This window comes from Streptomyces sp. NPDC045967 (assembly GCF_056430495.1).
This window is the reverse complement of record NZ_JBWKLE010000003.1, coordinates 272976-288639: the sequence shown is the minus strand read 5'-3', so window position 1 is coordinate 288639 and position 15664 is coordinate 272976. Positions and strand designations below refer to the sequence as shown.

Sequence of the window (15664 nt, the reverse complement as noted above, 5' to 3'; positions counted from 1 at the left end):
CTTCCCCGCCGCCCCTCCCCGCCCCGGTACGGATCCCGCACACCGGCCCCGCACCGCCCCCGCCCTCTCACGCCAAGAGGCCCGAGCTCTTCCACAGCCTGCGCCCCACCCCGCGCAGCACGCCGATGTCGTCCAGGAAGTCGGTCAGCCGCTTCGCGCCGGACTGCATGACCTCGCGGCGGTGGCCGCTGGCCTTGACCTGGGCCACGGCTTCGCGCCGGTCGAGGCCGAGGCTCTCGTAGACGGCCGGGTTGACGAAGGCGAGGGAGAAGACGCGGGCGGCCTCGCCGCAGCTGACGCGGGTGAGCTCCTGCTCCCAGCGCGGGGCCGTCAGCATCTGGCGGCGCAGTTCCTCCCGGGCGTACCGGACGTGCCGGGCCTCCTCGACGACGTGGATCCGGGTGACCCCGCGGACCAGCGGCTGGATGCGCTCGTCCGGGAAGGTCAGGCGCTGCATCCAGTCGAGGATCTCCTCGCCGAGGAGGGTGCAGGCGAAGGAACCGGGGGTGGTGGAGACCGTCTTGAGGATGCGGGCGAGGTTGTGGTTGACCCGCGAGACGGGGTAGGCGGGGGCGCCGGCCCGCTGGATCATGCGGGCGAACATCATCGAGTGGCGGCACTCGTCGGCGATCTCGGTGAGGGCATAGCGCACGTGGTTGCTGGTCAGGGACTTGTCGTAGATGTGCCGGACCAGCAGCTGCATGAGGATGATCTCGAACCAGATGCCGAGCGAGGCGAGCGCCGCCGCCTCGTGGCGCGAGAGGTCGATCCGCTGCTCCTCCCCCATCTTCTTCCAGATCGGGGTGTCGTAGAGCGAGAGGAGCTCCGGCGGCCAGTAGTACTTGCCCTCGATCAGCGGGGCGTCCCAGTCGAGTTCCTGGTCGGGGTCGAAGGAGTGCTTCGCGGAGGACTCCAGCAGTCGTTCGGCGATCTGCTCGCGGTCCTTGAGCAGGCCGAGGGCGTCCCTCAGCGCGGCTCGATCGGTCACGGTCGTCATGGCTTCGGACACCTCGTCGTCGAGTGAACGGCGGTCACCAGTTATGAGACTGCTTGTCAGCAAGGCCGTCAATCCCTCGGGCGCGACTTGTTGACCACGCGTCTACCGACGTGTGACGCTGCCAACTGACGGGTCCTGTACGGCAGTAGGTGACAAAGGGGGCGTCAGTGTCGACGCACGAGCTCTACACCACGGATCCGGGCGAGGGTGTCTGGCAGGTCCCCTCCTCCGGTTCGGCCCGCTTCAGCTGGGAGTACGACGAAGGCCGCGAACGCCTCCTCGCGCTCTACCAGAAGGGCAAGGACAAGCAGTGGGACGGCGCCAAGCGCATCGCCTGGGACACCGAGGTGGACCCGTACGACCCGCTGGGCACGCCGGACGAGGTGCTGACCCTGTACGGGACGCGGCACTGGGCCAAGCTCACGGAGCGGGACAAGGGCGAGCTGCGCCGGCACTACTCCTCCTGGCAGTTCAGCCAGTTCCTGCACGGCGAGCAGGGGGCGATGGTGTGCGCGGCGCGGATCGTGGAGTCCGTGCCTGACCTGGACGCGAAGTTCTACTCCGCCACCCAGACCATGGACGAGGCCCGGCACGCCGAGGTCTTCGGGCGCTTTCTGCACGAGAAGGTCGGGATGCTCTACCCGATCAACGACAGCCTCCGGGAGCTGCTGGGCGACACGCTGCGCGACTCCCGCTGGGACATGCCCTACCTCGGCATGCAGGTGCTGATCGAGGGGCTGGCGCTGGCCGCCTTCGGCATGATCCGCGACACCACGGACAAGCCGCTGCCCCAGCAGATCCTCGCGTACGTGATGCAGGACGAGGCCCGGCACGTGGCGTTCGGGCGGATGGCGCTGCGGGACTACTACCAGCAGTTGACGGACGCCGAGCTGCGCGAGCGCGAGGAGTTCGTGATCGAGGGCTGCTACCTGATGCGGGACCGGCTGCGCGGGGTGGAGGTGCTGGAGAACTTCGGCATCCCGCGCAAGGAGGCCGAGCGGTTCAGTGAGCAGTCGGAGTTCCTGGCCCTGTTCCGCAGACTGCTGTTCAGCCGGATCGTGCCGTGCGTGAAGGACATCGGGCTGTGGGGCGAACGGCTGCAGAAGGCCTACCTGGAGATGGGCGTCTTCGAGATGGGCGACTCCAACCTGGACCTGCTGATGCGGCAGGACGAGGAGATCGCCGAGGCCCTCGACCGCGAGCGGTTCGCGGCCGAGGAAGCCGAGCGGGTGGCGGAGGTCCGCGCCGCGATCTCCGACGGCGCGGACACCTGACGCCGCCCCGGGGTCCGGGCGGGCGCTACGGCGCGATCGGCAGCCGGCGCTTGTGTTCGGTGAGCCGGTAGCGGCGGACGATGAGGTCGAAGGCGCGCTCGTCCACCGGCTTGCCCTCCAGGAAGTCGTCGATCTCGTCGTACGAGACACCGAGCGCGTCCTCGTCGGCCTTGCCCGGGTCGAGGGTCTCCAGGTCGGCCGTCGGGACCTTCCACACGAGCCCGGAGGGGGCGCCCAGGGCCTCCGCGACGGCACGCACCCGCCGCTTGGTCAGACCGGTCAGCGGGACGAGGTCGGCTGCGCCGTCGCCGAACTTGGTGAAGAAGCCGGAGACCGCCTCGGCGGCGTGGTCGGTGCCGACCACCAGGCCGTCGTGCGCGCCCGCGACCGCGTACTGCGCGATCATGCGCTGGCGCGCCTTGATGTTGCCCTGGACGAAGTCCTGGTGCGCCGCGTCGCGGAAGGCCACTCCGGCGGTGATCGCGGCGGCGAGGGCCGCGTCGCTCGCCGGCTTCACGTCGACGGTCAGGACCTGGTCGGGGCGGATGAAGGACAGGGCGAGCTGGGCGTCCTTCTCGTCGGCCTGGACCCCGTAGGGCAGCCGCATCGCCTGGAACACGGCCTCGTGCCCGGCGGCACGGGCCCGCTCGACGGCCAGCTGGCACAGCCGCCCGGCGGTCGTGGAGTCCACGCCGCCGCTGATGCCGAGGACCAGGGAGCGCAGACCGGTCGAGGTGAGCCGCTCGGTGAGGAAGGCCACCCGGCGCTCGATCTCGTGCTCCGCGTCGAAGGTATCGCTCACCAGGAGTTCCCGGGCGATCTGCTGCTGCAGTGCGGTGGACGCCTCGCTCACGGCTGCTCCTCGGGGTCGTGCGTGGATACGCGGGATCGTTTGCGGCATCGTTTCCCCCCGACCCTAATCGACGGCCCGCGCAGCGCCCCTCCTCCCCCTTCTCGACGGCCCGCGCACCGCCCCCTCCTCCCCCTTCAGGACGCGGACAGCGCCGCCTCCATCACCGCGCGGGCGATCGGCGCGGCGGCCAGGTTGCCGCTGATGTCGCCGCGGTTCGCCGCCGCGTCCTCCACCACCACCGCCACGGCGACGGCCGGCAGCGGCGCCCCCTCGGCCCTGGCCCAGGAGATGAACCAGGCGTACGGGGTTCCCGCGTTGCCGACGCCGTGCTGCGCGGTGCCGGTCTTGCCGCCGACCACCGCGCCCGGGATCGCCGCGTTCTTCCCCGTCCCGTCCTGGACCACCTTCACCATCAGCTCCTGCATCCGCAGTGCGGTGGCCGGGTCCATGGCGCGGCCGAGGCTGCTCCGGTTGCCCCGCCGCACGGGGGATCCGTCGTCCTGGGTGGTGCGCTCCACGAGGTAGGGCGAGGTCAGCTCACCGCCGTTGGCGACGGCGGCCGCCACCATCGCCATCTGCAGCGGCGTGGCGCGGGTGTTGAACTGCCCGATCGCGGACAGGGCGAGCTGGTCCTGGCTCATGTCGGTGTCGAAGTTCGACCGCGACACCCAGGAGGGCACCCGCAGCCCCTCGCGGTTGAACCCGAACCGCTCCGCCGCCTCCACCATCCCGCGCAGCCCGACCCGCACCCCGATCTTCGCCATCACCGTGTTGCAGGACCACTGCACCGCCTCCGCCATCGAGGCGTCCCGGCAGCCCGTTCCCGCGTTCGGCAGCAGGGTGCGGGTGCCGGGCAGCGGGTAGGGGTCGGGGGTCTCGGTGGGTGCGTCGACGTCGGTGACGACGCCCGCGTCGAGGGCGGCCGCCGCGGTCACGATCTTGAAGGTGGAGCCGGGCGGGTAGGTCTCGCGCAGCGCCCGGTTGAGCATGGGCCGGGCCGGGTCCGCGTTCAGCCGGGCCCACTGCGCCGCGACCCGGCTCCCGGTACCGGAGAGCGCGGCCGGATCGTAGGAGGGGCTGCTGACCAGCGCGAGGATCTTCCCCGTGGCCGGCTCCACGGCGGCCACCGCGCCGCGTTTGCCCGCCAGCCCGGCGTACGCGGCCAGCTGTGCGCCGGCCCGGACGGTGGTGACCGCGTCCCCGCCGGCCGGGCGGCCGCGCGCGAGGTCATACCAGAGCGGGAAGGCGGAGAGCCCCGGGTCCGTGCCCGCGAGGACTCCGTCCTCGGCGCGCTCGATGAAGCTGGTCCCGTACGTCTGGGAGGAGAAGCCGGTGACCGGCGCGTACAGCGGGCCGTTGGCGTAGGTCCGCTCGTAGCGCAGCAGCTGGCCGCTGTCGCGGGAGCCGGTGACGGGGCGGCCGTCGACCAGGATGTCCCCGCGGGGCTGGGCGTAGCGCTCGATGGCGGGGCGCTTGTTGGCCGGGTTCGCGCCGTAGGCGGCGGACTCCCAGACCTGCACGCGGGCGATGTTGACCAGCAGGGCGACGAGCAGCAGGGCGCAGGCGTACGCGCACCAGCGGATGTGGCGGATCACTCGGGGGGCTCCTGCGGTGCGGGTCTGCGGGCGCTGTCGCCGAGCCGGACCAGCAGGGCGACGATGATCCAGTTGGTGACGACCGAGGAGCCGCCCTGGGCCAGGAAGGGCATGGCCATGCCGGTCAGCGGGATCAGGCCGGTGACGCCGCCCGCGATGACGAACACCTGCAGGGCGACGATCGACGCGAGGCCGGTGGCGAGCAGGCGGCCGAAGGGGTCGCGCAGGGCCAGGGCGGCCCCGAAACCGCGGGCGACGAGGAGCCCGTACAGGAGCAGGATCGCGGTGAGGCCGGCGAGGCCGAGCTCCTCACCGGCCGTGGCGAGGATGAAGTCGGACTTGGCGGCGAAGCCGATGAGGAAGGACTGGCCGTGGCCGAGTCCGGCGCCGAGCAGCCCGCCGGAGCCGAACGCGAAGAGGGACTGGGCGAGCTGGCCGGGGCCTTCGCCGCGCTCGATGGAGGCGAAAGGATTCAGCCAGTCGTCGACGCGGCTGTTCACGTGCGGTTCGAACGTTCCGACGGCGTAGGCGCCGAGCCCGGCCAGGAGGAGGCCGATGGCGATCCAGCCGATCCGTCCGGTGGCCGTGAACAGCATGATCACGAACAGTCCGAAGAACAGCAGCGAGGTCCCGAGGTCCCGCTCCAGGACCAGTACGCCGACGCTCAGCGCCCAGATCGCGAGGATCGGGCCGAGGACCCGGCCCGGCAGGAGCCGCAGCTTCCAGAAGAGCCGGCGGCCGGTGAGGGCCAGGGCGGTGCGGTTCGCGGCGAGGTAGGTGGCGAAGAAGACGGCGAGCAGGATCTTGGCGAACTCACCCGGCTGGAAGGAGAGTCCGGCGAACCGGATCCAGATGTGGGCGCCGTTGACCGCCGGGAAGAAGACGGGGACGAGCATCAGCACGAGGGCGACGGCGACGGACAGGTAGGCGTACCGCTGGAGCACCCGGTGGTCGCGCAGCACCAGGACGACGACGACGAAGAGCGCCACCCCGAGCGCGGACCAGCGCAGCTGGTCCCCGGCGGCGGGGTGGCCGGGCGTGGTCGTGTCGAGGCGCTGGATGAGGACGAGCCCGAGGCCGTTGAGAAGGACGGCGATGGGCAGCACGAGGGGGTCGGCGTACGGGGCCCGGATCCGGACGGCGAGGTGCGCGAGCAGCGCGGCGATTGCGAGCCCGCCGGCGTAGTGGGCGGCGGCCGGGGGGATCCGGCCGGTGGTGGCGAGGCCGACGTGGAGGTGGCCGAGTACGGAGATCAGGACGGCGCCGATGAGCAGCGTGAGCCCGACACCCCGGCGCCCGGGGGCGCCGGCGTCGGGCGGAGGGGGCGGGGCGGGCTCCGCCACCTGTGCCGTCAGAGCGGTCATAGGCGAAACGTAGCAAGCGAACGGATGCTATGTCCGCTTATGTCATAGTGTGCCGAAGAGTCGTCATAAACGGTCGGAATCAGGAGCCGAACCCTATGGGGCCTGTGGAGTTCATCGTCCTCGCCTTCCCGGAGGAGCAACTGCGGGTGCCGGCCGTGGAGGCGGTGACGGGACTGCGCAAGACCGGGGTGGTCCGGCTGATCGACGGTCTCGTGGCGACGCGGACGGCCGGGGGTGAGGTGCTCGCGTCGGAGTTCGACGAGTTCGTGGAGCTGCAGGGCCTTCTGACGGGCCGGGACGTGGCGCGGCTGATCGGTCCGGAGGACGTGCAGGAGGCGGCCCGGCTGCTGGAGCGCGGGAGCTGCGCGCTGCTGCTCCTGGTCGAGCACGTGTGGGCCGAGGACGCGGCGATCGCCGTACGCGCGGCGGGCGGCCGCATCGTCGGCTCGGTCCGCATCCCGCCGGAGCGGATCCCGGCGGACACCCGGACGGGGGCGGCCTGATGTTCATCCGGCCGGTGGGCACGACGGTCCACGCGGCGACCCGCCCGGCGGGCCGCCCCCTGCTGCGGGGCCTGCTGGTACGCGCGGCGGGCGCGGAGGCCGGCGCGGCGGGCACGGGGGCGGGCGCGGCGGACGCCGCAGCCACCGCGGACGCGCAGCCGCAGGGGCTGCTCGGGCGGGCGGTCAGGGCGGCGCAGGGCACGGGGCGGGTCGAGTGGGAACCGGAACCGGAACCGGAACCCGGACCGTGGCCCGACGGGGAAAGCGAAGCGGAACCGGATCCCGACCGGGAAGGCGAAGCGGAACTGTGGCCGCCTGACCCGGCCTCCCCGGAGGAACCCCCGCGGAGCGCCCCCGCTCACCCGGAGGGCCTCGTCTGCGACCTGACGCGGCTCGCGGCCCTCGTCCGCGAGGGCCTGCTCACCCCCGAGGAGTTCACCGCGGCCAAGGCCCGGCTGCTGCGCGGCTGACGGCCCGCCTGCCGGGCGACCGGCCCCCACTCGGATCCAGACCCGAACCCGTCCCCCTCCCCCACCCCCACCCCCACCCGGGTGACCTTGCCCCGCCCCATCGACCCCGTTGGGCGATTTGTCATACCGGGCGTGGCAGCATCGGCGGCTCGGAGGTGGTTCCCATGTCCCATCGGCTGCTTCGTGCCGCCTGTGTCGCCGCGGTGCTCGTCGCCGTCGCCCCCGCCCCCGTCGCCGATGCCGAGCCCGGTGCGCCCGGCGCGGGCGGTGAGTCCGTCGGGGTGCTGCTCGTCCGGTTGCAGGGGCTGTACCAGAAGGCCGAGGAGGCCGCCGAGGCCTACAACGCCACCGAGGTCGCCCTCACCTCCCGGCAGAAGGAGGAGCGGCGGCTCGCCGCCGAGCTCGGCAGGGCCCGTACCGCCCTCGGTTCCGAGCGGGCCCTGCTCGGGCGGTTGGCCCGCGAGCAGTACCAGGGCGCCCGCGGCATCCCTCCCTACGCCCGGATGCTGCTCGCCGGCACCCCCCAGGCCGCCCTCGACCAGCGGCGCGTCGCCGCCCGCGAGGGTGCCCGGCAGGCCGCCGTACTGGCCCGGCTCCGGCGCGGCGAGCGGGAGGCCGGCGCCCTCGCCACCCGGGCCCGCCGGGCGCTGGAATCCCAGCAGACGCTGGCCGCGCGCCAGAAGAAGCACAAGGACGAGGTCGCGACGCAGCTCAAGGAGGTCGAGCGGATGCTCGCCGCGCTCACCCCCGAGCAGCTCGCCCAGCTCGGCGCGCGCGAGGCCGCGAACACCGCCGGCGCCCAGCGCGAGCTGGTGGACTCCGGCCGGCTCCCCGCCCGCACCGGTACGCCCACGGCCGCCGGCGGCACGGCCCTGCGGTACGCCGCGGCCCAGATCGGCAAGCCGTACCGGTGGGGCGCCGAGGGCCCCGGCTCGTTCGACTGCTCGGGGCTGACCTCCCAGGCGTGGGCGCACGCCGGCCGGGCCATCCCGCGCACCAGCCAGGAGCAGTGGGCCACCCTGCCGAAAGTCCCGCTGGACCGGCTGCGGCCCGGGGATCTGGTCGTCTACTTCCCCAAGGCCACCCACGTGGGCCTCTACATCGGGGCCGGCAAGGTGATCCAGGCGCCGCGCCCGGGGGCGAAGGTCAAGGTCTCGCCGATCGCCGCGAACCCGCTCCTCGGCGCCGTGCGCCCGGATCCGGACGGCGTCCCGCTCGCGCGGTTCTCCCCTCCGCCGCTGCCCGAGGCCGCGGCGGAGGGCGACGACACCGGTTACTCCTCCGAGGCGGCCCCCGAAGCCGAAGCCTCCGACTCCGGTTCCGATTCCGAGGCCGATTCCGACGCCGCCACCGACGCCAGGTAGTCCGCCGCGTCCTCGGGATCGTAGAAGTACGCGTCGAAGTCGGCCGGGTTGTCGAAGCCGTTGGCGAACCGGTCCGCCACCGGCTGCAACTGCCCGGCCGCACCGATCAGGTTCAGCACGTGCTCCGGCGGGACGCCCAGCATCGCGTTCGTCCACTGGGTCACCGGCTTGCCCGTGGTGAACCAGAACTTGTCGAAGGTCGCCTTCATCCACGCCTCGTCGAACGGCTTGTCACCGTGCATCAGGATCGACGAGAGGTACGAGGCGGCGCACTTGGCGGCGGAGTTCGAGCCCTGCCCCGTGATCGGGTCGTTGGCGACGACCACGTCCGCGACCCCCAGCACCAGCCCGCCGCCGGGCAGCCGCCCGACGGGCTTGCGGACGACCGGCGCGTACCGGCCGGCGAGCGTGCCGCCCGCGTCCGTCAGCTCCACCTCCCCGGCCCGCGCGTGCTCCCACGGCGTGAACTTCTCCATCAGCGACAGCGTCAGCGCGAGGTGCTCCGCCGGGTCCTTCACGCCCTGGAAGACGTCCAGCGGCCCGCCCGGCAGGCCCTCCCAGAACAGGATGTCCGCGCGGCCGGAGGTGGTGAGCGTCGGCATCACGAACAGCTCGCCGACCCCGGGGACCAGGTTGCAGCGCACGGCCTCGGTCTGCGGGTGCTCCGGGCGCGGGCCGAGCCCGTGCACGTAGGAGACGGCCAGCGCGCGCTGCGGGACGTCGTACGGGGAGCGTGCCGCGTCCCGCTCGAACAGGGACACCAGCTCGCCCTTGCCCGCGGCCACCAGCACCAGGTCGTACGTACGGGAGAAGTAGTCGAGGTCGGCGACCGAGGCGCCATGGATGACCAGCTGCCCACCGCGCTGCGCGAACGTGTCGAGCCAGCCGGCCATCTTCACGCGCTGGTCGACGGACTGCGCGTAACCCTTGAGGCGTCCGAGCCAGTCGATGGCGCGGCCGCCGTCGGGGGCCGCCACCGAGACGCCGAGGCCCTCGATCCTGGGGGCCTGGCGGTCCCAGAAGTCCAGCTGGAGGTCGCGTTCGTGCCGCAGGGCGGTGTCGAACATGCACTGCGTGGACATGACCCGCCCGGTGCGGATCTCGTCCGCCGTCCGGTTGGACATGAGGGTGACCTCGTACCCCTTGGACTGGAGTCCGAGGGCGAGCTGGAGACCGGACTGGCCGGCTCCCACGACAAGTATCCTGCGCATCTGTCAGGTTCTCCGTTCGAGGCTGTGCTGCACGGTCCGAAGGGGCTGTCCCCGTCCGGGAGGCCGTTCCTATGCGGGAGTGCTGTCCAGGGCGTGCCCGACCAGGGTCAGCAGGGATTCCACGACCGTCGAGCGGCGCCGCGCGTCCATGATCACGACGGGCACCTCCGGCGGAACGGTCAGCGCCTCCCTCACGTCCTCCGGCTCGTAGGACTCCGAACCGTCGAAGTGGTTGACCGCGACGGCGTACGGAAGCCCGCAGCTCTCGAAGTAGTCGAGGGCCGGGAAGCAGTCGCGCAACCGCCTGGTGTCGGCCAGGACGATACCGCCCACGGCGCCGCGCACCAGGTCGTCCCACATGAACCAGAAGCGCTCCTGGCCCGGCGTCCCGTACACGTACAGCACGAGGTCGTCGTCGAGGGTGACGCGCCCGAAGTCCATGGCGACGGTGGTGGTGTGCTTGTCCGGGGTCCCCGTCAGGTCGTCCGTCGGGACGCTGGCCTGGGTCATGACCGCCTCGGTGCGCAGCGGCGCGATCTCGGAGACGGACGACACGAACGTGGTCTTGCCGACACCGAAGCCCCCCGCGACCAGCACCTTGACGGCGACGGGAGCGCGGGAGCGGTCGTACTGCCACGGCTGGACGGGCTCGTCGTCCGCGTCCGGCCCGGACACCGGCTGGTCAGAGACGGCGAAGACCACTGAGAACCCTTTCCAGCAGCGCGCGTTCGGGGCGGCCGGAGCCGTGGCCCGTGCCGTAGACGCGGATCCTGCCCTGCTCGGCGAGGTCGCTGACCAGGACGCGGACGACACCGAGCGGCAGCTTCAGCAGCGCGGCGATCTCGGCGATCGTGCGCATGCGGCGGCACACCTCGACGATGGCGGGCATCTCGGGCATGCGGTCGGGCGCCTTGGCGGGACCGCTGTCCAGGGTGGCGACGAAGGTCTCCACCAGCAGGACCTGCGTGAAGCGGGTCCTGCCGCCCGTGAGCGAATACGGGCGGACGCGGGCGGGACGGCGGTCGGCGCCGCGTATCGGCAGCCGGTCGGAGGCCGGACTCCTCACGGGTTCTTCTCCATCGACTGGCGCAGCTCACTGCGGACTTCGGGGGTCAGGACGTGGCCGGCGCGGCCGACGAACAGGGCCATGTGGTAGGCGACGACGCCCATGTCGCAGTCGGGGGCGGCGTGCACGCCCAGCAGGGACCCGTCGCTGATCGCCATGACGAAGACGGAACCGTGCTCCATCGCCACCATGGTCTGCTTGACGGTGCCGCCGTCCATGAGCGCGGCCGCACCGGTGGTGAGGCTGCCGAGGCCGGAGACGATGGTGGCGAGGTCCGCGGAGGCGCCCCGCGGGCCCTTGGTGCGGGGCCCCCGGGGGGATTCCGCTCCCGGGTCGGAGGACAGAAGCAGGAGCCCGTCCGAGGAGACGACGGCGACGGAGCTGACGCCGGGCACCTCCTCGACCAGGTCGGTCAGCAGCCACTGCAGGTTGCGGGCCTGGGTGCTCAGTCCGTACGTACTGGGCGCGGTCATGTGCGTGCCTCCTGTGCGGTGTCCCCCCGGTCGGTCTGCCCCTGATGCCGGTCCCCGCCCTGGTCCCGGTCCTGGTCCCGGTCCTGGTCCCGGCCCTCGTCCCGGTCCTGGTCCCGGTCGTGCCGGAGCTCGGCGGCGGCGACGCGCCGGCCGTCCTGGGCGCCCTGGTAGAACCCGCCGAGGCGGCGCCGCAGTTCGTCGGCGTCGACCTTGCGCGGCGGCTCGGCCGGGCCGTCACCGGCGGCCGGGCGCCCTGCGGCGGCCACGGAGCGCGGCGTGCGCTTGGGCAGGCCCTTGTCGGTGACGGTCTCGCCCTCGGGCTCGGGCTCGGACCCGGTGACGGCCTCGGTCGGGTGGCTGCCCTGGCGGGGCACCCAGTTGCCCTCGGCGGCGGCATGCCGGTGCGCATCCGGCTCGGGCGCCTCTTCCGTTACGCCGGCACCCGGTGCGGCGTCGGGCGCCCCGGCCGGAGCCCCCGACCCGGCGTCCGCCGCCGCGAAGCCCGACCCTTCCGCGTCGGGGACGACCCGCGCGAGCAGCTGCTCCTCGGGACCGGCTCCGCCCGGGGCTTCCACGGCGGGGGCCGCCACGGGGAAGTCACCGTCGGAGTCCACCGCCGTGTCGTCTACCGCCGTGTTCTCGACGGCCGCGTCCTCCACGGCCGCGTCCGCCACCGCCGTGTCCGCGACCGCGACCGGAGCGGAATCCATCACCGGCTCCACCGCGGGGCCCGGATCCGCGGCGCCGCCCCGCGGGCGGCTCGGGAGGGTGTTCTCGTTGGCCTCCGCGATCACGCCCGGAAGGCGCAGCGCGGGCCCACCCGGTGTGGCCAGGGCGTGGACCGGGGAGGCCGGCGGGGTCGCGGGGAGCAGTGCGGCCGGTACGACCACCAGCGCCTCGGTGCCCCCGTGCCGCCCGGCCCGCAGCTCCGCGGTGACCCCGTGCCGCGCCGCGAGGCGCCCGGCCACGTACAGACCGAGGCCGAGGCCGTGCTCCTCCTCGGGCTCCTCGTCGTAGGCCTCGGGTGTGGACAGCCGGGCGTTGAGGGCCTCCAGCCGGTCCTCGGTGATCCCGATGCCCTGATCGAGGACGGACAGCACCGCGTCGCCGGAGTCCAGCAGCCATCCGGACACCTTGACCTTGGCCTCCGGCGGCGAGAACGTCGTGGCGTTCTCCAGCAGTTCGGCCAGTACGTGCGAGATGTCGTCCGCCGCGTGCCCGGCGATCTGGGTGGAGGCGGGCAGCGCCGCGAGGTCGACGCGCTCGTAGCGCTCGATCTCGCTCACCGCCGCCCGCATGACGTCGACCAGCGGTACCGGCAGTCCTTGGCCGTGGCCGTGCTCCTGGCCGGCCAGGACGAGCAGGTTCTCGTTGTGGCGGCGCATCACGGTCGCCAGGTGGTCCAGCTTGAACAGGGTCGCCAGCCGGTCCGGGTCCTGCTCCTTGGACTCCAGCTCCTCGATCACGGCGAGCTGGCGCTCCACCAGGCCGAGGGTCCGCAGCGACAGCGAGACGGAGGTGGTGGACATGATGCGGCGGTGCTCTTCCAGACCGGCCCGCAGCGTCGTCAGTTCCTCTTCGAGCGCCTCGCGGCCGGCGGCCAGCGCCTCGTTGCGGCCGATGATGCGGCGCCGGTCGGCGTCGAGGCCGGCGATCCGGGTGTGCAGGGACACCGTCTGGTCGCGCACCGCGTTCAGGTGGCGCACGACCTCGGCGAACTCGTCGTTGCGACCGGTGAACCGGACCGGTTCCACCGAGCCCTCCGGCGTGGCCAGCCGCTCGGCGCCGCGGCGCAGCACCGACAGCGGCCGGGTGAGCGAGCGGGCCACGGCGGTGGAGACGCCGACGGTGACCAGGAACAGCACGCCGAGCAGGGCGATGACCATCTCCAGCCGGGTCACGTCGTCGTCGCGCTGCGCGGCGAGCGCGGAGGCGCGCTGGCCGGCGAGGGTGGACTCGACGGACCGCATGCGGTCGATGCGGGCGGTGAGCGCGGAGCCCACCGCGGCCGCGTCGGTCCTGCGGTCGGCGGGGGTGAGGGTGGGCCGGTCGGTGAGCCGCTTGAGGTGCTCGTCGGCCGCCTTGACCTCGGGCCCGGTGACGGTCGCGGCCAGGGTCTGGCGCACGTCGGGCCGGGCGGCCCGGGCGAAGTCGTCCAGGGCGGCCTGTTCCCGGACGCGGGCGCGCTGGGCGGCGGTGGTGAGTTCGTCGACGACGGCCGAGTTGGGGAGCTGCTCGCCGCGGGGGACGGCCAGCGCGGCGAGCAGCAGTCCGCGGGTGGCCGACGCCTGTTCCACGGCGTGGCCCAGCGGGGCCATGGGGCGGGTGGTGGCGAGGGCGGCCGTGGCGCGCGGCGGCGTCAGATCGGCGAGCCGTTCGCCGGGGGCGAGGAGTTCGGCGAGGACTCCGGCGTAGGCCTGGTGGGCGGCGAGGGCACTGCCCTTGCCGTCGACGGCTTCGGTGCGGACGGCCTGGATGCGGGCGAGGGTGCGGGCGGTGGCCTCGTCGGCGTCGGCCTGGACCTCGGCGAGCTGCCGGTCGGTGCGGGCGGCGCGTTCCTGGACGGGCCCCTTGGCCGAGCCGGGGCGGCCCTTGGCCGCGTACTCGACGACGGCGTCGCGCTCGTCGCCGAGGAGGTGGGCGAGGGTGAGGGTGTGCCGGGTCTGCTCCGCCAGGGTGACCAGGCGCTGTGAGTCGCCGAGTTCCCTCGTGGCGGAGACGACGGCGGGTGCGCCCGCCGCGAGGACGGTGAGGGCTGCGACGGCCACGCCCACGACCAGCCTGCGGCGCACGCGGACGCGGCGTCCTGCGGGGGCCGGGCCGTCGGTGGCGGTGCCGTTCTTCCGAGACCGCTTCTTCTGCACCGGTGCTCGCAATCCTGTACGTGTGCTCTTGCTCGTCTACTCGTGTGGCCGAGGTAACGGCCGGTCAACAAGTAAACGCCCCCTGCCCCCTCGTACCGCCTCAGACCTTTGCAGTGCGAGGAGAAGAGAGCCGCACATACCCCACCCGGCCACTCGAAGGAGTGAACATCACGGATGAGGTGGCGACCAACTCGGACATCCGGCGTCAGGGCGCGTCCGTGGACAGGCGGTTGAAAGATCCACGCGGGCTTTGGCAGTATGCCCGCCCAACATTGCGGCCGGCCCGCCGCAGCCCTCCCGCGACCCGCGCGTGCGTCCCTGTCCGGCCGCCCCGCGATTGGTCCGGACCTGCTCCGGTCCGCGCGCCGGCGCCCGGCAGAATGACCGCATGCGCATCGACCTCGCCTCAGCCGCCGGCAGCCGGGAACGCCCCAATGAGGACTGGGTGTCGGCCGCGGTCCCGGCTTCGGGCGGTGGCGTCCTGGTCGCCCTGGACGGGGTCACCCCGCCGCGCGGCGAGGACGGCTGCGTGCACGGGGTGCCGTGGTTCGCGAGCCGGCTCGGCGGCCGATTGACCGAACTGTCCGGTTCCCGGCGGGACATGCCGTTGGACGCGATCCTGGCGGAGGCGATCCGCTCCACGGCCGATGCGCACCGGCACACCTGTGACCTTTCTCACGTCCGCACTCCGCAGGCGACGGTGGTCGTGGTCCGCTGGGACGAGGCGTACGTGGAGTACCTGGTGCTGTCGGACTCCGTGCTGCTCCTCCAGGAGCCCGAGGGCGGGGTGACGGCGGTGCTCGACGACCGGCTGGACCTGGTCCCCCGCGAGGTTCGGGGGTCGGTGGCGGCCACGGACGCCCTGCGGAACGCGGAGGGCGGCTTCTTCACCGCGGCCGCGGACCCGCAGGTGGCGGGCCGGGCGGTGACCGGGCGCCTCCCGCGCGACCGGGTGCGGGCGGTGGCCGCGCTCACCGACGGGGCGAGCCGGTGGACGGACACCTTCGGGGAGGGCGACTGGGCGCAGTGCCTGGCGGTGCTGCGCAAGGAGGGCGCGGAGGGGCTGATCGGCCGGGTCCGCGCCGTCGAGGCCGACCCGGCGCGCCCGCCGGGCCGTTTCAAGCGGCACGACGACGCGTCGGCGGTCTACGCGGAACTGTGAAGGGGCCGCCGGCCGGTCCTACGGGGCGTCCTCGCCCGCGTTCAGCTGGTTGAGCAGCCGGGCCAGTTCCGCCACTTCACCGCGGTCCCAGCCGGCCAGTTTGCGCATGTACTGCTCGCGCCGGGCGCCCCGTACCCGCAGGAAGCGCTCGCGCCCCTCCTCGGTGAGACCGACGAGGAAGGCCCGGCCGTCGGCCGGGTCCGGCTCGCGGGCGATCAGGCCCAGCACCTCCAGGGCCCGCAGCTGGCGGCTCATGGTGGCCTTGCCGACGCCGAAGTAGGCGGCGAGCTCGGTGGCCCGCTGCCGGCCCGCCGCCTCCAGCCGGACCAGGAGCCCGTACGCGGCGGGCTCCAGCTCGGGGTGGAGGGCGCGCGCCATCTCGCCCGAGGAGGCGCGGGCGCGCCGGAGGAAGACGGACAGCTCCCGCTCCAGGGCAAGGAACTCCTGGTCTTCGCTCCCGTGCACGTA

Annotated in this window: 15 protein-coding genes; 5 read left to right on the top strand and 10 right to left on the bottom strand. The window is 73.3% G+C overall.

Annotated features, from left to right (window positions below):
- Nucleotides 1–67: 67 nt before the first annotated feature.
- Nucleotides 68–997, bottom strand: coding sequence for an AurF N-oxygenase family protein (locus tag AC07FY_RS08270; RefSeq protein WP_479002315.1), 930 nt, complete (start codon nucleotides 995–997; stop codon nucleotides 68–70).
- A 167-nt stretch (nucleotides 998–1164) separates the two neighbouring features.
- On the opposite strand from AC07FY_RS08270, the gene AC07FY_RS08265 reads away from it, so the two are divergent.
- Nucleotides 1165–2271, top strand: a complete 1107-nt coding sequence (locus AC07FY_RS08265; protein WP_479002313.1) for a ferritin-like domain-containing protein — start codon at nucleotides 1165–1167, stop codon at nucleotides 2269–2271.
- 25 nt (nucleotides 2272–2296) lie between these two features.
- On the opposite strand, the gene nadE is transcribed toward AC07FY_RS08265, so the two are convergent.
- From nadE to AC07FY_RS08250, 3 genes are all read right to left on the bottom strand, one after another.
- Nucleotides 2297–3124, bottom strand: coding sequence for an ammonia-dependent NAD(+) synthetase (nadE, locus tag AC07FY_RS08260; RefSeq protein ID WP_479002311.1), 828 nt, complete (start codon nucleotides 3122–3124; stop codon nucleotides 2297–2299).
- 134 nt (nucleotides 3125–3258) lie between these two features.
- A complete protein-coding gene (locus tag AC07FY_RS08255; protein ID WP_479002308.1) occupies nucleotides 3259–4719 on the bottom strand; it encodes a penicillin-binding transpeptidase domain-containing protein in 1461 nt (486 codons plus the stop codon).
- Nucleotides 4716–6083, bottom strand: a complete 1368-nt coding sequence (locus tag AC07FY_RS08250) for an FtsW/RodA/SpoVE family cell cycle protein (RefSeq protein ID WP_479002305.1) — start codon at nucleotides 6081–6083, stop codon at nucleotides 4716–4718. Before AC07FY_RS08250 ends, AC07FY_RS08255 begins: the two co-directional genes overlap by 4 nt.
- Nucleotides 6084–6178: 95 nt before the next feature.
- On the opposite strand from AC07FY_RS08250, the gene AC07FY_RS08245 reads away from it, so the two are divergent.
- The 3 genes from AC07FY_RS08245 (at nucleotide 6179) to AC07FY_RS08235 (ending at nucleotide 8420) form a co-directional block, all read left to right on the top strand.
- On the top strand, nucleotides 6179–6586 hold the full coding sequence (locus tag AC07FY_RS08245) for a DUF6325 family protein (protein WP_479002303.1): 408 nt from the start codon (nucleotides 6179–6181) through the stop codon (nucleotides 6584–6586).
- Complete coding sequence (locus tag AC07FY_RS08240; RefSeq protein ID WP_479002300.1) at nucleotides 6586–7056, top strand: SHOCT domain-containing protein; 471 nt, start codon at nucleotides 6586–6588, stop codon at nucleotides 7054–7056. The genes AC07FY_RS08245 and AC07FY_RS08240 overlap by 1 nt, the downstream gene beginning before the upstream one ends.
- Nucleotides 7057–7220: 164 nt before the next feature.
- Nucleotides 7221–8420, top strand: coding sequence for a C40 family peptidase (locus AC07FY_RS08235; RefSeq protein ID WP_479002297.1), 1200 nt, complete (start codon nucleotides 7221–7223; stop codon nucleotides 8418–8420).
- On the opposite strand, the gene AC07FY_RS08230 is transcribed toward AC07FY_RS08235, so the two are convergent.
- The 5 genes from AC07FY_RS08230 to AC07FY_RS08210 all read right to left on the bottom strand — a co-directional run bounded on the left by AC07FY_RS08230 (nucleotide 8330) and on the right by AC07FY_RS08210 (nucleotide 14034).
- On the bottom strand, nucleotides 8330–9631 hold the full coding sequence (locus AC07FY_RS08230; RefSeq protein ID WP_479002295.1) for a styrene monooxygenase/indole monooxygenase family protein: 1302 nt from the start codon (nucleotides 9629–9631) through the stop codon (nucleotides 8330–8332). The genes AC07FY_RS08235 and AC07FY_RS08230 overlap by 91 nt on opposite strands.
- A gap of 69 nt (nucleotides 9632–9700) precedes the next feature.
- Nucleotides 9701–10333, bottom strand: a complete 633-nt coding sequence (locus tag AC07FY_RS08225; protein ID WP_479002292.1) for a GTP-binding protein — start codon at nucleotides 10331–10333, stop codon at nucleotides 9701–9703.
- Nucleotides 10314–10697, bottom strand: coding sequence for a DUF742 domain-containing protein (locus AC07FY_RS08220; protein WP_479002290.1), 384 nt, complete (start codon nucleotides 10695–10697; stop codon nucleotides 10314–10316). Before AC07FY_RS08220 ends, AC07FY_RS08225 begins: the two co-directional genes overlap by 20 nt.
- Nucleotides 10694–11170, bottom strand: coding sequence for a roadblock/LC7 domain-containing protein (locus tag AC07FY_RS08215; RefSeq protein ID WP_479002287.1), 477 nt, complete (start codon nucleotides 11168–11170; stop codon nucleotides 10694–10696). The genes AC07FY_RS08220 and AC07FY_RS08215 overlap by 4 nt, the downstream gene beginning before the upstream one ends.
- Nucleotides 11167–14034, bottom strand: a complete 2868-nt coding sequence (locus tag AC07FY_RS08210; protein ID WP_479002284.1) for a sensor histidine kinase — start codon at nucleotides 14032–14034, stop codon at nucleotides 11167–11169. Before AC07FY_RS08210 ends, AC07FY_RS08215 begins: the two co-directional genes overlap by 4 nt.
- Before the next feature lie 388 nt (nucleotides 14035–14422).
- On the opposite strand from AC07FY_RS08210, the gene AC07FY_RS08205 reads away from it, so the two are divergent.
- Nucleotides 14423–15196, top strand: coding sequence for a protein phosphatase 2C domain-containing protein (locus AC07FY_RS08205; RefSeq protein ID WP_479002281.1), 774 nt, complete (start codon nucleotides 14423–14425; stop codon nucleotides 15194–15196).
- A gap of 18 nt (nucleotides 15197–15214) precedes the next feature.
- On the opposite strand, the gene AC07FY_RS08200 is transcribed toward AC07FY_RS08205, so the two are convergent.
- A complete protein-coding gene (locus tag AC07FY_RS08200; protein WP_479002278.1) occupies nucleotides 15215–15661 on the bottom strand; it encodes a MarR family winged helix-turn-helix transcriptional regulator in 447 nt (148 codons plus the stop codon).
- Nucleotides 15662–15664 lie beyond the last annotated feature (3 nt).